General features: G+C 53.1%; 16 protein-coding genes and 2 tRNA genes. 8 read left to right on the forward strand and 10 right to left on the reverse strand.

The features are described 5' to 3' along the window. Nucleotides 1–1,545: a PEP/pyruvate-binding domain-containing protein gene (locus WC772_07140; protein ID MFA6170525.1), complete on the reverse strand. Its 1,545-nt coding sequence runs from the start codon at nt 1,543–1,545 to the stop codon at nt 1–3. Beyond that, nucleotides 1,542–2,069: a hypothetical protein gene (locus WC772_07145; protein MFA6170526.1), complete on the reverse strand. Its 528-nt coding sequence runs from the start codon at nt 2,067–2,069 to the stop codon at nt 1,542–1,544. Before WC772_07145 ends, WC772_07140 begins: the two co-directional genes overlap by 4 nt. Nucleotides 2,070–2,126: 57 nt before the next feature. Here WC772_07145 and WC772_07150 point away from each other — a divergent pair, with 57 nt between their 5' ends. Next, nucleotides 2,127–2,786: a DNA alkylation repair protein gene (locus tag WC772_07150; GenBank protein ID MFA6170527.1), complete on the forward strand. Its 660-nt coding sequence runs from the start codon at nt 2,127–2,129 to the stop codon at nt 2,784–2,786. Nucleotides 2,787–2,820: 34 nt separating this feature from the next. Then, on the forward strand, nt 2,821–3,363 hold the full coding sequence (locus WC772_07155; GenBank protein MFA6170528.1) for an HNH endonuclease: 543 nt from the start codon (nt 2,821–2,823) through the stop codon (nt 3,361–3,363). On the opposite strand, the gene WC772_07160 is transcribed toward WC772_07155, so the two are convergent. The 6 genes from WC772_07160 to WC772_07185 form a co-directional block, all read right to left on the reverse strand. Continuing rightward, entirely contained in the window at nt 3,326–3,970 is a 645-nt protein-coding gene (locus tag WC772_07160) for a hypothetical protein (GenBank protein ID MFA6170529.1), read from the reverse strand. The two genes, WC772_07155 and WC772_07160, sit on opposite strands and share 38 nt — an antisense overlap. Before the next feature lie 231 nt (nt 3,971–4,201). Continuing rightward, nucleotides 4,202–4,280 (reverse strand) — tRNA-Asp (locus tag WC772_07165). Nucleotides 4,281–4,501: 221 nt separating this feature from the next. Continuing rightward, a complete protein-coding gene (gene pta, locus WC772_07170) occupies nt 4,502–5,497 on the reverse strand; it encodes a phosphate acetyltransferase (protein ID MFA6170530.1) in 996 nt (331 codons plus the stop codon). A 5-nt stretch (nt 5,498–5,502) separates the two neighbouring features. After that, a complete protein-coding gene (locus WC772_07175; GenBank protein ID MFA6170531.1) occupies nt 5,503–6,429 on the reverse strand; it encodes a DUF362 domain-containing protein in 927 nt (308 codons plus the stop codon). Next, nucleotides 6,429–7,073: a uracil-DNA glycosylase gene (locus WC772_07180; GenBank protein ID MFA6170532.1), complete on the reverse strand. Its 645-nt coding sequence runs from the start codon at nt 7,071–7,073 to the stop codon at nt 6,429–6,431. Before WC772_07180 ends, WC772_07175 begins: the two co-directional genes overlap by 1 nt. Nucleotides 7,074–7,146: 73 nt before the next feature. Further along, nucleotides 7,147–8,025 (reverse strand): tetratricopeptide repeat protein, encoded by an 879-nt coding sequence (locus WC772_07185; protein MFA6170533.1) that lies wholly within the window; start codon nt 8,023–8,025, stop codon nt 7,147–7,149. A 74-nt stretch (nt 8,026–8,099) separates the two neighbouring features. Between WC772_07185 and cimA the strand changes: the two genes are divergently transcribed. Then, entirely contained in the window at nt 8,100–9,662 is a 1,563-nt protein-coding gene (cimA, locus tag WC772_07190; protein MFA6170534.1) for a citramalate synthase, read from the forward strand. 1 nt (nt 9,663) lies between these two features. Here the strand turns inward: cimA and WC772_07195 are convergent, their stop codons facing one another. Both WC772_07195 and WC772_07200 read right to left on the reverse strand, forming a co-directional pair. Then, nucleotides 9,664–10,281, reverse strand: a complete 618-nt coding sequence (locus WC772_07195; protein ID MFA6170535.1) for a hypothetical protein — start codon at nt 10,279–10,281, stop codon at nt 9,664–9,666. Between the two features lie 14 nt (nt 10,282–10,295). Next, nucleotides 10,296–11,471: a family 16 glycosylhydrolase gene (locus WC772_07200; protein ID MFA6170536.1), complete on the reverse strand. Its 1,176-nt coding sequence runs from the start codon at nt 11,469–11,471 to the stop codon at nt 10,296–10,298. On the opposite strand from WC772_07200, the gene WC772_07205 reads away from it, so the two are divergent. The 5 genes from WC772_07205 to WC772_07225 all read left to right on the forward strand — a co-directional run bounded on the left by WC772_07205 (nt 11,431) and on the right by WC772_07225 (nt 14,637). Then, nucleotides 11,431–11,670 carry a hypothetical protein gene (locus tag WC772_07205; protein MFA6170537.1) on the forward strand — a complete coding sequence of 80 codons (240 nt, stop codon included), beginning with the start codon at nt 11,431–11,433 and terminating at the stop codon, nt 11,668–11,670. The two genes, WC772_07200 and WC772_07205, sit on opposite strands and share 41 nt — an antisense overlap. Nucleotides 11,671–11,766: 96 nt before the next feature. Continuing rightward, nucleotides 11,767–13,032: a diaminopimelate decarboxylase gene (gene lysA / locus WC772_07210; protein ID MFA6170538.1), complete on the forward strand. Its 1,266-nt coding sequence runs from the start codon at nt 11,767–11,769 to the stop codon at nt 13,030–13,032. Continuing rightward, on the forward strand, nt 13,019–13,831 hold the full coding sequence (cdaA, locus tag WC772_07215) for a diadenylate cyclase CdaA (GenBank protein MFA6170539.1): 813 nt from the start codon (nt 13,019–13,021) through the stop codon (nt 13,829–13,831). The genes lysA and cdaA overlap by 14 nt, the downstream gene beginning before the upstream one ends. After that, nucleotides 13,806–14,552, forward strand: a complete 747-nt coding sequence (gene panB, locus WC772_07220) for a 3-methyl-2-oxobutanoate hydroxymethyltransferase (protein ID MFA6170540.1) — start codon at nt 13,806–13,808, stop codon at nt 14,550–14,552. The genes cdaA and panB overlap by 26 nt, the downstream gene beginning before the upstream one ends. 11 nt (nt 14,553–14,563) lie before the next feature. Further along, nucleotides 14,564–14,637, forward strand: a tRNA-Arg gene (locus tag WC772_07225). Nucleotides 14,638–14,642: the final 5 nt, after the last annotated feature.

A 14,642-nucleotide genomic window follows, 5' to 3' on the forward strand; every position in this document is an offset into this window, starting at 1 on the left:
TTAACGGTAGGTGAAGAGGGCGCCCCAGCCGGCTACATCGTCGGCGGCCAGCACGACCGGCGGATTGAACCGGTAAACAGTCGTATCGGCGCCGGAAAACCCCAGATTGAACTTTTCGACCGAGTCAGCCTTTTCCCCGATCCCTTCAATAAAATTGTCGTTGGCGGCGTAAAGCAGGGCTTTTTGTTCGTTGGCCAGGTTAAGGTTGAAATGTTGGATCCCGGTCCCGGCTTTATGTCCGGTAGCGTTCCGGTCAATAACCAGGATCGCGTTGGTGTAGGGGACAATCTCTCTTTCCATTTCGCTTGAGGTCAAAGTGTACATCACGTAAACATCGAGGATTAGCAGGCTATTTGGATATTTTTTCATCAACTCTTTGATCGTTTCGGTCGAGGGAAGGACATCCCCCTTGATCCTGATGATCGAATCGAATTTCCTGGAATCGACATAGCCGATCAGATCGGTCGTTTCAAAAAGGAGCCGCTCTTTTGGTTTGACCAGGGGCCTTCTTTCCAGGACCGGTCGGGCCTGGGTGATCACGATATGGCCGTTATTGACCGCGTACTCAATGTCATACGGCCGTCTTGGTGTTGAAGCCTCTTCTAAAAAGTGGGCAAATTCCCCCAACTTGAGCTGCATATCCGGGAAGCGTTTTTCTAAGGTTTCCACGTAAAGGGGCGGAAATAAAACGGCCGCCCGCGGCCCGGTCAGGTATTCCTGGTTGCCCGTTTTGGTATTGACGGCATAAATCCCGCCGGTATTTAAACGGCCTTCAATGGAAAGATGGCGCGGGGCGATCCTCCGGTCGCCGCAGGCTTTGGGGAGTTTGTGCAGCAACCCGGACCCGCTGTCGCTAACCGCGGCCACTCCCAGCCCCAGGACCGTCGCGACCATTCTGGCGTTCCGGATCGAGGTGTTGATGATCCCGGCCAATTCCGGGCAGAAATATTCTGGCGCGAATTCCCATTGCCGGCCGACGACTTCCTGGATCAGGACCGGGATCTGCGGGATGCGGGAATAACCCTGTCTTTCCCAATAGGGCTGGGCTTTCCGGGCGAAGGCGGAGTTTAAAACGTTCAACAGTTTCGCGACAAAGCGGTCTCTGTCCTTGGTCGTGTTAAGCTCGCCGGAATCGAATTCAGTCTCAAATATCCCGGCCGCGACCGAGCCGCCGAGGTCTTCAACCTGGCCGGAAGAACGGATCGCGATTGGTCCCCTTAAGTATCTTTTTAAAATATCGAATAGCTGGCTGATCCTGGACGGAGTTAGTGCTTTTACGTCTATTGGCGTGATCTCGGGTTTGATCTCACGGGGAAGGAAGGGAAAAAACCCCGAGCCGATGATAATCGATCGCGGGATGCTGATCCTTGCTTGCGGCAAATGGTTCAATTTTTCGTCCAAAAAGGCGGTCCCGCCCCCTTTTCCGCCAATGACCGGCGTTCCGGCGATAATTATCCGGCCCGAGCGGCTGGCGCAGACCCCTTTTTCTACCGGGACGAAATGGTATTCACCGTACGATTTGGTCGAAACCCTAATGCCGCTCATTGTTGCCCTCTTTGGAAATATTTATTAATAAACAAGGCGAGTTGTTTTATCTTGTCATATCTCGTGTATTTATCGCGAGCATTGAAATCGGCGCCGTAATCCATCATTTCCCAATTCATGATCGGATCGTTGGAATTGGCCAGAATATATCCCCGATAGCCCAGGCCTCTTAATTCTTTGATTATTTCAGTACCGGTCAGTTTTTCTCCGGTCGTGCCGGTCCCCAGGTTTCCGTCCATGATGATCAGATCGGGCGCCGCGGCCGCGACCGCGGCCAAAACCTGTTCTTTGATCGGGCAGGGAGATTCCGGGTCGATGCAGGCGGGTCCGACCCCCAATTTCATTTCGATCTTGCCGGCCATGTTCTTAAGCAGCTCCGCTTGGTCGTCAACTAACAAAATGGTTCTGACCTCCGTCGGCCGGTTTTCGATCCAAAAAGGGAGCTTTAGCCTGGCGGCTCTGGAGTGTTCAAAAGTCTTGGTCACGAGGCCAAATGATAGGCTGGTAAGTTTTCTGATGCTCATGGCTTATTATCAGCGATATATTTGGAAAATTTCAAACAGATCGATTATAATTAAGCCATGAATTTAAAAGAACTTCTCGCCGAACTCAAAAAACACGCCAACCCAAAAAGTGTCGCCGGCATGGCCCGCTTTGGGATTAATCCTAATAATACGCTTGGCATCAGTATCCCGACCCTCCGTGCTTTGGCCAAGAAAATAGGGAAGGACCACCAGTTGGCGGCGGAGTTATGGCAAACCGGGATCCACGAGGCGAGGCTACTGGCCGGATTTATCGATGACTATAAACAGGTCACCGAACGGCAGATGGAGCGCTGGGTCAAAGATTTTGACTCCTGGGACATCTGCGACCAGGTTTGTTCCAATCTTTTTGATAAAACTCCTTTGCCTTATAAAAAGGCGAAAGAGTGGGCTGTTAGAAAAGAGGAATTTGTCCGGCGGGCCGGGTTCGTAATGATGGCTTGTCTGGCGGTCCATGATAAGAAAGCGCCGGACGAGAAATTTGAGCCCTTTTTCCCGCTGATCAAGAAATATTCGACCGATGAGCGGAACTTCGTGAAGAAAGCGGTCAATTGGGCTTTACGGCAGATCGGCAAACGGAATAAAACGCTTAAGGCTAAAGCGCTCAAGCTTGGGGAAGAGATCGTTAAAATTGATTCGCCGGCCGCCAAGTGGATCGCTCGCGACGCCATCAGGGAATTGAAAAGCCGGGCGATTTGAAGCGGGCGCTAAAAAGAGCTAAGATTATGGGGTGATGGCAAATGGGAAAGTTCTGGTCCTGAATGCTTCCTTCATGCCGATCAATATTACCAGTTGGCGTCGGGCGATGGGCCTGCTCTACAAGGGTAAAGCGACCGGTCTGGTCTATAACGGCAAAATGATCAACGGCCAATTTCGTCTCCCCGAAGTTATCCGCTTGACCCATTACGTTTTTGTGCCGTTCTCCGACGTTGTTTTTTCCCGCAAGAACATCTTTCTGCGTGATAATCATACTTGCCAGTATTGCGGCAAAAAGCATGTTACCCTAACCATCGATCACGTTATTCCGAAAAGCCGGGGTGGGCGCGATGTGTGGGAGAATGTGGTTGTCTGCTGTTCGTCGTGCAATAGCCGCAAAGGAGACCGTCATTACGAAGAAGTGGGGCTCAACCTGCGGATTAAACCGTACCGGCCGTCTTCGACCCTTTATCTGCATATTACCCGGATCGCCGCGCCGGAGAGCTGGAACCGCTATTTCTTCCGCGCTCCGGAGAGCTCTTCTATTCGTAATCCAGGGGAAGCGACAATTTCTGTTTGAGAGCGATATTGTAAGCGTCGATCTTTTGCTGGGCGTAGGCTGGGCTGATATAATGCGCCGGCGTCGCGTTAAACGCGTCGATGAAAAAGCCGACGACCATCCCCAGCGCCCCGCCGGTCACGACCTTGGAATCGGCCCCCAGCGCCGCGCCTCCCAGCATTACCCCAAGGCCCGAGCCGATCAGGATGTTGCCGACAAAACGCATTTTTCCTTTTTGGTCTTCGATCCCCTGAATGCGGGCGACCTCCCGGTCATCACCGACCAGTTTCAGAAATTCATAGTCGGAAATTTCGCTGATCCCGCCGAGATAGATATACCATTCGTTGATCACCTTGGTTTCTGCTTTCTCGTAGCTCTGGCTGGTTATGCTGGTCGTGGAATCACGATATGACGGCAGATAGAAGGTCGAAGTGTTGATGTCGGTGTTGTTGTAGTTCCGTTTTTCATCGATCAGCCGTCTCCGGGTCAGTAATTCCAGCTTGTTGTGCCGGTAATAGAGCTTATTGATATAGTCCTGATCGGACTGTTGGGTAACCGGCTGGTCGGCGGCAAAGGCCAGGGTGGCGGCGCAGAGCAGGAGCATAATGAGGGCTAATTTCTTTATCATTATATAATTATAGTACAACCCCTGGGGTATTTCTACTTCCCAAGGTATGGCTCGGAAACCTGCGGCAATATCGCCGCGGTTTCCTAAAAACAGGAACCTGCGAACCTGCCTACCGGCAGGCAGGTGAGGAATATTGAGATAGGGCTAAGTGGCTTGGCAAGTTAAGTTTTGTTAGAAAACGAGAAGAAAGTCGGCTGCCAGCTAATAAAAAACTAAATGCTAATGAATAAATGGCGGGCCCGAAGGGATTTGAACCCTCGGTCTCCTGCGTGACAGGCAGGCGCGTTAAACCAGACTACGCTACGGGCCCACTATTAAACAACGGCAATCATTAGTATATCAGATAACAAAATACTTGGGAAGATGGCTTACCACCACACTAAAGTGTGGAGAATAATTTGGCTATAAATTATATTCCCCAGACTTTAGTCTGGGGTTATACGGAATAAATTGGTAAGCGAAATGCGTGCCCATTGTTTCCTGGTTGTTAGTTGTAGCGAACGAAGAGAGCGTCTGTCAGTTGTTAGTTAACTACTGCGCCTGGACCGCGGTGATCGCGATCACATTGAGGATATCTTCCACGCTGCAACCACGAGAAAGATCGTTCACCGGTTTCGCTTCCCCCTGCAAGATCGGGCCGAAAGCCTGCGCTTTGGCCAACCGCTGGGTCAGTTTGTAACCGATATTACCGGCGTCGAGGTCGGGGAAGATCAGAATATTGGCCCGTCCGGCGATAATGCTCCCGGGCGCTTTGCGGCTGCCGACCTCGGGAACGATGGCGGCGTCGAGTTGGAGCTCGCCGTCGAGGAGAAGTGTCGGCTTTTTCTCTTTGGCGATCTTGGTGGCGTTGATCACTTTATCGACATCGGGATGGACCGCCGAAGTCTTGGTCGAGAAAGAGAGCATCGCGACCCGCGGTTCGCGGCCGACAAGTTTCACGAACTGGTCGGCGGTTTGGATGGCGATGTCGGCTAATTGTTCTGCCGTCGGATTGGGAACGACGCCGCAGTCGGCGTAAAAGAAAATTCCTTCCTCGCCGAAAGTTTTGTCCGGCAGGATCATCACGAAATAGCTGGAGATGATCGATTGTCCGGCCCCTTTGCCGATGCAGTCGATCGTCGCCCGAAGCGTATCGGCGGTGGTGTGGGTCGCGCCGGAGACCATCCCGTCGGCTTCGCCCTGGTCGACCAGCATCGCGCCAAAGTAGGGATAGTCGCGGGTCAGGAGCTGGCGCGCTTTTTCAATCGTCATTCCTTTAGCGGCCCGTTTATCTTTCAGGACCTGGATAAATTTATCGAGCTTGGGATGTTCGAGCGGGTTGATGATCGTCAGGCCCGAGAGATCGACGTCACCGGCGCCCGGGGTCTTTTTGATCTTGTCGGCCTCGCCGATCAGGATGATCTTAGCGATCTTGCTTTGGGCGGCCAGTTCCGCCGCCTTCAGGGTCCGGGCGTCATCGGTTTCCGGGAGGACGATCGTTTTGTTGAGGCGTTTAGCTTTGTTCCAGATCTCGGCGATTAAGTCCATGAAAATTATTTTAGCACAAGTTCGTATTTCCGGCTACCCAGGCCGATCTTCTCGGCGTGAGCGAGCTGGACGCTCCAGTCGACCGCCGGCCAGAGGGCGCGGAATTTATCAACCCCGGCGGCTTTATTGACGAGGTCGACACAGGCCTGGTCGAGCGCGACCGGGTCGAATGAGGCGGCGATCCCGAGGTTCGGGACGACTGGCGGATCGTTGTGCGGATAGCAGTCGCAATTTGGCGAAACGTCGGTGATGAAATTAAGATAAGCGATCTTCCCTTTGAAATGGGCGGCGATCCCGGCGGCGTACTCGGCGATTTTTTCCTGGACCAAGACGGGCGAACCGAACCAGCAGGCGTCAAAGGTTTGGTTTTTGCGGCAGGTCTTAACTTCGGGGCAATGCTGGCAATCCTGATGCATTTTTAGTTTGCCCAGTTTGCTCCCCAGTCCCATGCCGATGTTTTTCAGGGCGCCGCCGAAACCGGTCGTTTCATGCCCTTTAAAATGAGTGATCACGATCATGGCCTTTGCCGTCAGAACTCTGGCGGCGACATAAAGTTTTTTGAAGTGCGGATAGTTGACGGCTAATTCTTGGCCTCGCTGGTCGCCCGGTTCATCGGCGATGACCGTTTCCGCGCCGGTCTTGGCCGGCGTATAACCATGTTCGCGCGCGGTTTGAAGATGAGCGTCGTTGTTGTTCCGCTGGCCGTTATAGAGAGTATTGGCGTCGGTCCAGAAGGGGAGCCCTCCAAGTTGTTTGATCTTAGCGGCGATCGGGCTGACCCGGTCCGGCTTAAGGTAAGCGTTATTTCCCGGTTCGCCGAAATGAATTTTGAGGGCGACGGGATCATCTTTGGCGATCGTTGATTCAAACCCGGCGGCGGAAAATAATCGAACGGCGGCCTCGGTATTTTGGGTGAAGTAAACTTGTGACATTAACTTTTGGAATTAGCCAATTCCGCCACTTTCTTTAAGTATTCCAGGGCGTTCTTAACTTCTTGCATATCCTGCCAGGTAGTCCACTTGGGGGAACCTTTTTCTTTGGCCGGATTCCGCAACAGGTAAGCCGGATGGAAGATCGGCATGATCGAAATATCTTTTTTCCCGGGGAACTTGAACCAGCGGCCGCGGAGCGAAGTCATGGGGTCATCCATATTCAGGATCGCTTTGACTGCCGGCGCGCCGAGCAAAATAATGATTTTCGGGTCGACCAGCCTGATCTGGGCTTCCAGATAAGGAGCGCAGGCGGCTTGTTCCGGCGCGAGCGGCGCCCGGTTGTTTGGCGGCCGGCATTTCACGGTGTTGGCGATATAAACGTCATCCGGCCGTTTGATTCCGACCGAACCGAGGATCTGGGTCAGCAGTTGACCGGAGCGGCCGACAAAAGGGAGCCCTTGTTCGTCTTCGTCCGCGCCGGGAGCTTCGCCGATGATCATCAGATTGCAGGGAACCGGGCCGTGGCCAAAAACGACCTTGGTTCGACCGTTAGCCAGCGGACATTTCGTGCAGGTTTGCGCGATCTTTTCAATTTCAGCGTAAGAAAGTTTGCTAAATTCCGGTTCTGTGCCGAACAACTCCATGATTAATATTTTAGCAATAATAATAGAGAAAATCAAACTTTAGAGCGATCAGTAAGTTTAAAAGAGGGGGCTTCTACTGTTTTGCTTTGGCAAAGCAAACTTGAGCCTCGGCGGTTCGGCCTAACTTGGTTAGGACCACTCCTTGGGCATACCAGATTTCCGTTAAAAAAGGCGCTAATTCCAAGGCGTGGTTGTAACAGGCTAACGCTTCGATATTATTTTTGGTGAGGCTGAACGCGTCTCCTTTAAAACAATAATGGGTGGCGATGCTTAGCCGATCGGGAGTGGGACTCTCGCTGGTCTCCTCAAAAATTGATTCGACCGCGTCTAATTTATAGTTTTTTCCAGCGATGGTCGCGATGACGTAAGCGTGAACATCGATCTCTTTAACTTGCGCCTTGATCCCGGCCGCTCTTAAAAAGACGGTCAATAAAAAGCTGTATTCGAGGCAGATGGCCGATCTTTTCTCCGGCGGCAGGCTCAAGAGTTCTTTCGGCAGTAAATTGCCGTATTTTTTCCGCATGGGGAGCTCGGGGCGGTCATCGTAGGGGATATTCAAACCTCCCTGATCGGAACGAAGACCGAAATATCTGGTTTGATCAAAGACAAACGAATTCTGTTCCGGTATTACCGCCCGCAGTAAAAGGATCGCCTGCTCTAATGGTGAAGCGGTCCGGCCATTGTTCTTGGTGAAGATCATTTTCGTTTTGGCCTTGATCTTGGGGGCGATTTCGAACGGGTCTTCCAAACCCGAGCGGCGGAGCGCCTTTAACGTGCCGGCGATGACCGGGTTTTCCCGACCTTTGACGGGTTCATCTGCCCGCCGATCCAGTGCGATATCCCATAATCTGGTGGTAGGGAGGTGGCGTAACCTGGCCCGGTCGGTCCGTTGTTCGCCGAACTTTTCTTTGATCAGCTGGTTTAAAGAAAATGATGTTTTACCAATAGCCATCCTGAATATATATCGACAAAAAACAGCGGATATTTCAAGGCAATTGAGGGGGCAAGGTGTGCTATAATTTCTCCATGCAGGTTAAACTTTTTGATACTACTTTGCGCGATGGCGCCCAGACCGAGGGCATCAGTTTTTCCCTTGAGGATAAAATAAAGATCACCCGCCTGCTTGATGAGTTCGGTGTTCACTATATTGAAGGGGGCTGGCCGGGGAGCAACCCGAAAGATATTGAATATTTCCAGAAGATGAAGTCGATCAAACTGAAACAAGCCAAGCTGGTCGCTTTTTCTTCCACCCGCCGGGCCGGAATAAAAGTTGAGGACGACAAAAACATCGCGACCCTGATCGCCGCCGAAACGCCGGCCGTTTCGATCTTCGGCAAGAGCTGGGATTTCCATGTGACCGACGCCCTCAAGACGACCCTGGAAGAAAACCTGGCGATGATCTCCGACACGATCGCGTACCTGAAAAAAGCGGGCCGCGAAGTGATCTACGACGCCGAACACTTTTTCGACGGCTACAAAGCCAATCCGGAGTACGCCCTGAAATGTTTGCAAACCGCGGCCGAGGCTGGGGCTGATATTCTCTGTTTGTGCGATACCAACGGCGGCACGCTCGCTTTTGAAACCCAGCTGATCATTAACGAGCTTAAATCCCGGTTGACCGTTCCCTTTGGGATCCACGCTCACAACGATTCGGAATGTGCCGTCTCCGTTTCCGGCATGGCGGTCTATTGCGGCGCGACCCACGTCCAGGGGACGATCAACGGTTACGGCGAACGCTGCGGCAACGCCAACCTTTGTTCGATTATTCCGCTGTTGAAGTTGAAGCTGAAGATCAATTGCGTTAGTGACGAGAAACTGCGCGGGTTGACCGAGCTTTCCCGGCATGTCGCGGAGATCGCCAACCTGCCGCAATCGCCGCATCAACCCTATGTTGGCCGATCGGCTTTCGCTCATAAAGGGGGAATTCATGTCAGCGCGGTCGCCAAAAATCCCGGCACCTACGAACATATCGCGCCCGAAGCGGTCGGCAATGAACGGCGGGTGACGATCTCGGAGCTTTCCGGGGTCAGCAACATCCTCCATAAAGCGGAAGAGTACGGGATCGACCTGAAGAAGGATTCGCCGGAAATCAAAGGGCTGATCAAAACTTTGAAAGAGATGGAAAATCAGGGTTATTCATTTGAAGAAGGGGAAGCCTCCTTCGAAATGCTGGTCAAAAAAGCGCTTGGCCAATTCAAGCCGTACTTTGACCTCGAAGAATTTCGGGTCGAGACCGGGAAGCAGGGCTTGGCTTCGGCTAAAGTAAACGCCTTTATCAAGCTGAAGGTCGGCGATAAACATTATGACGCCAGCGCCGGCGGCGACGGACCGGTCAACGCCCTTGATAACGCCCTCCGTAAAGTCCTGGAAGGGTTGTATCCCCAGCTCAAAGAGATGAAGCTGACCGACTACAAGGTTAGAGTCTTGAATACTGAAGCCGGGACCGCCGCTAAAGTCCGGGTGACGGTTGAATCGGCCGATGACAGCAAAGTTTGGGGGACGGTCGGTGTCTCCGAAAACGTGACCGAAGCCAGCTGGCTGGCATTGATCGACTCGATCGAATACAAGCTGATGCTCCGCGCCGGTTAGCTTACCGCACTGAAATATTAGACAGGACAAATCCCGCCGGAACTCTCGCTTGGCCGATAAAAACCAACTCCACTCTTTTAATGTCCTGAACTTCAGCCGGTAGAGGAAGCTTGAGGTCTAACCCGTTTTCAACGGCGACCAACGGAGTCGGTGTTTTCCCTTTACAGTTGCCGTATTGCCCTAGCTGGCATAATTCCGACAAAATAACATGGCGTTCCGGATCATTAGAACCGGTTATCTGAACCGACGCGTAGTGGTCCCAATTTTCTAATTGAACTATCGGGCCTTGGAGCCGCAGGGCAAGCGTGCGGGTTGCCCCTAGCTGTAAGGGAGTAGGAAAGGCGATAAAGAAACCAGGGTCTTTCCCTTCGATCGTAGCGGTTGTTCTGACCAGGTCGGAGAGGACCGCGACTTTGCCTTCCGCCCCGTTGTAGCCAACGACGGAAAAAACTGGTTGGACCGGGCGATTGGTAACGGTGGGGACGGAGGCGATTGGGGTCAGTGTTGCCGGGGTTTGGGCCGGTTGCCGGGTGCTTTCAGCGCAACCCAAGTGCGCGGCCGAAAGAGCCGCGACGAGACTTAGGGACCGAAGGCTTAAGGGACGAACGTTTCTGATCATTTTTTTCTCCTTTTTTATTCGAACCGAATATTTCTGACTTCAATTTGGCACGAGCCAAGATCGCTGCTTAATTGCCATTGCAGCTTTTGGAGGTTGCTCACTACACTTCCCAGGTAAATTATAACTTCGGTCCAATCATTGGTAACGTCAATTGAGTCGAAGGTTATCGTTGGCTGGCCGGCGTTGTTCTTGTCATTGTAAACTTGGGCGATTAATCTGGCCCAATTGCCGTGTTTGGTGATTGATCCCCGGACCTCGAAACGGAGCGTTTTTCGCCCACCTAGATCGGCGTTGCCGGTCGCAATGCCAAAACCCGGATCAGCGGCCCGATTGGCCTGAAAGGTGTAAACACCGTTTTCTTCTTTTATTGAACTGTTGCTCGGATTGTAAACATATGAACGTTGCTGGATGGAACCGATCGGCAAACCGATGACCCGGCTGACCGCTGGAGCCGGGACCGGCAGGGCTGCGGTCGTTGTCGGCGTGGGGAGGGTTGGGGCGGCGGCTGTCGGTGGTTGTTGGGTGGCTGCTTCTAAGGTGGAGTACCGGATCCAGTCGTAGAAAGCGATTTGCCGTCCGCCTGAATAGACTTCGCCCAGCCAGCCGATAATATCCGGCTTGGTCGAACCTTTCCAAATATTAGCCATGATTTGAGTTTCGCCGTTAGGAATGTTAGTTGTGACATGTCGGACCGGCTGGCCGTCAACGTAGAAGGTCAGATCGTTCGGCGCCCAGCGAAAGCCGTAATTATGGAAGTCTTTAGTCGGGTCAAAGTTTAACGGGATGTCTTCTTTGTTCTCGCTATTTTTCCCTGAACCGGCGAAATAATAGTTGGTTTCAACCATGTTCGATTGATTGCCGATGAATTCGAAATCGATCTCCCGATGCGAAGCTTCTCCCCACGTGCCGCTAAAAACAAAGCCGGAGCCGCCCATGATCCCCTGTGCGCTAGCTGGCTTCATTCTCCATTCATAATAACCGTAGCTGTAGTCCGTTCCTCTGGTGCGATATTCTCCCGATGCGTAAGGAAAGCCTTTACAATTTGACCGACAGCGATCGAGGCTTAGTTGCAGGACCCCGTCTTGAAAATCAACCATACTGGGTTGAAAAATACTACCGAATGTCTCTGGTCCATTAGCCCCGTTCCTGATGTCCCAAGCACTTTCAGGCGCGTTCATCTCCTGGGCCATTGTTGGCTTCCAGGTAATTAGGGCGTTACTTGGTTTGATTTGTGATTGGACGCTTGGCGGAGCGGTTATTGTGCTTGTAGGTGTGGTCTGGATCGGTGCCGGTTTCTGTCCGCCGCAAGTTGAACTGCACGCGGCCAACACCGTCGTGCTGGCTAATATAAAAGGCCGAGAAAGTTTGGGCAAGCGCTGGGTCAATTGAATTGTTTTCATGGTTCCCTCCCGGATAGTTATCATTAACATATCCGGAAAATTTCACGTTTTTTAAGGATATTTTTTATGGTATAATTTAGTCATAATGCCATACGTAAATTTGCCCAACACCACGAAAATTAATACTGTCGGCCATTTGGAAATTGGCGGGTGTGATCTGCTCTCGGTCGCTAAGGAATTCGGGACCCCGCTTTACGTGATCGATGAGGCGACGGTCCGCTCCCAGTGCCAAACATATTTAAAATCTTTCCGCGCCCATTATCCGCAGACCGAACTGGTTTTTGCCAGCAAGGCCCTTTGCGCGATCGGCGTGACGAAAGTTGTCGCCGGCGAAGGATTTGGTTTCGATGTCTCTTCCGGCGGCGAACTTTTTACCGTTTTGAAAGCCAAAGCCGACCCGAAAAAGATCTGTTTTCACGGCAACAACAAATCACCGAAAGAGATCGAAGAGGGGATCAAGGCCGGGGTTGGGCGGTTTGTTGTCGATAATCAATATGAACTGGCCAATCTGGCGGATGCGGCGGAGCGTTTAGGCCGGGATGTTTCGCTCCTGATCCGGGTCAATCCCGGGATCGAAGCCCACACTCACGAATTTATCCAGACCGGCCGGATCGACTCGAAATTCGGCGTCCCGCTTGACCAGTTAGCTGAGCTGGTGGCGGCGGTCCGCAAAACCAAGCGGCTCCAACTGGCCGGTTTTCACGCTCATATCGGTTCGCAGATTTTGGACGTCGAACCTTTTATCGCCGAAGCGAAATTGCTCGTCTCCTTGACCAACAAATACGGGACGAGCGAGATCAGCCTTGGGGGCGGGATCGGGATCCCGTACCTGGCCAGCCAGCAAGCGCCGAACATCGAAGAGTTTGCCAAACGGATCGCGGCCGAACTGAACGGGAAGACCACGGCGAAATTATATCTTGAACCGGGCCGCTCCATCGTCGGATTGGCCGGGGTCACGCTTTACACCATCGGCGCGATCCGCGACATTCCGGGGATCAGGAAATACCTGATTGTCGACGGCGGAATGTCCGACAACCCGCGCTACGTCCTTTATCAGGCGGTCTACGAAGCCTGTCTGGCCCGTGATCCGGCCGCGGCCAAGACTGAAACGATCACTATCGGCGGACGCTTCTGCGAATCGGGCGATCTGGTCATTAAAGACGGCAAATTGCCGCCGGCCAAAGTCGGCGATCTGATCGTCGTCTCCTGTACCGGCGCTTACAACTATTCGATGGCTTCCAATTACAACCGGGTGCCGCGGCCGGCCCTGGTCATGCTGAATGGCGGCCAAGCGAAAGTTGTCGTCAAACGGGAAAGATACGAGGATTTGATCGCCAATGATGCCATTTGAACTTCGCTGGGTCGACCTGATAGATATTTTTACGGTCGCGGTCTTTATTTATTACTCGCTTCTCTGGTTGCAGGGGACGCGGGCGATCTCGCTCATCCGCGGGTTGATCGTTTTATTGCTTCTTTACGCGACCGGGCGGCTGATCGGGCTTTACACCATCAACTGGCTGTTTGAAAAGTTCGCGCCGGCGGTCGCGGTCATGCTGGTCGTTCTTTTTCAGCCGGAATTGCGCCGCACTCTGGAGCGATTCGGCCGGGGCCGGATCCTGGGGATCTTTTCTCTTTCCACCGTCCGGGAGGGGAGCTATTACATCCGGAGCGTGGTTAGGGCGGTCCAGCAGTTGTCGGAAGAAAAAGTCGGCGCGCTGATCGTCATCGAGCGGGTGATGGGAATGACCGAGCATCTGGAATCCGGGGTGCGGCTTGACGCGCTCCTTTCGACCGAGCTTCTTCTTTCGATCTTTGACCCGCGCTCGCCCCTGCACGACGGAGCGGTCATCGTTCAGGGGGATCGGATCGTTTCGGCGAGCTGTCTCTTGCCGATCTCCGATAGCCGCCTCCTTGATCATCGGTTGGGGACCAGGCACCGGGCGGCGGTCGGCCTGTCGGAAATATCCGACGCCATGGTGATCGTCGTTTCCGAAAAGACCGGGATCGTTTCCGTTGCCGAGAACGGCAACCTGATCCGCCATTTGACCGGTGATTTGCTGGAAGAAAAGCTTTGCTCTCTTTATCGGGTGGAAAAACCGAAATTGGATCTCTTTGGCTGGAAAAATGAACATCAAACAACTGCAAAATAAAAAGGGCCGGGAAAAAATAGTGATGCTGACCGCCTACGATCAGCCGATCGCCAAGCTTCTTGACGGGGCCGGGCTCGATGTCGTTTTAGTCGGTGATTCCTTAGGGAACGTCGCCTTAGGCTACCGGAACACCCTGCCGGTGACCATGGATGAAATGGTTATTCATGTTCAGGCGGTCGCCCGCGGCGTTGAAAAGGCTTTGATCGTGGCCGACCTGCCGTTCGGTTCTTACCAGATCGAACCGAAAGAGGCGGTCCGGTCCGCTGTCCGATTGATTAAAGCCGGGGCCGACGCGGTCAAGCTCGAAGGGGCGGAGCATCTGGACGCGGTCCGCCAAATAATTAAAGCCGGGATCCCGGTCATGGGGCATCTGGGTTTTACGCCGCAGTCGGTCAAACTTCTCGGCTATAAGGTCCAGGGGAAAGAAAAAAGTTCTGCCGCTAAAATATTGGCGGACGCTAAGCTGCTGGAAAAAGCCGGTTGTTTTGCGTTGGTTATTGAACTGGTCCCTGAAGAGCTGGGGGCGAAAATTTCCAAGGCGCTGAAGATCCCGGCCATCGGGATCGGCGCCGGTCCGAAAGTCGACGGCCAGGTTTTGGTGACGAACGACCTGATCGGCCTCTTTGATTCGCCGCCGAGCTTTGTTAAGCCGCGCGCGAACGTGGCGGGGGTGATCTTGCAAGCGGTCCAGGGTTTTATTAAAGAAGTAAAGGATGTTTGATGAGTGATCGAGCCCCCGTAGCTCAGTTGGATAGAGCAGCAGTTTCCTAAACTGTTGGCCGCAGGTTCGATCCCTGTCGGGGGCAGATCG

This window comes from Candidatus Margulisiibacteriota bacterium (assembly GCA_041661965.1).
Lineage (GTDB): Bacteria > Margulisbacteria > WOR-1 > O2-12-FULL-45-9 > XYB2-FULL-48-7 > XYB2-FULL-45-9.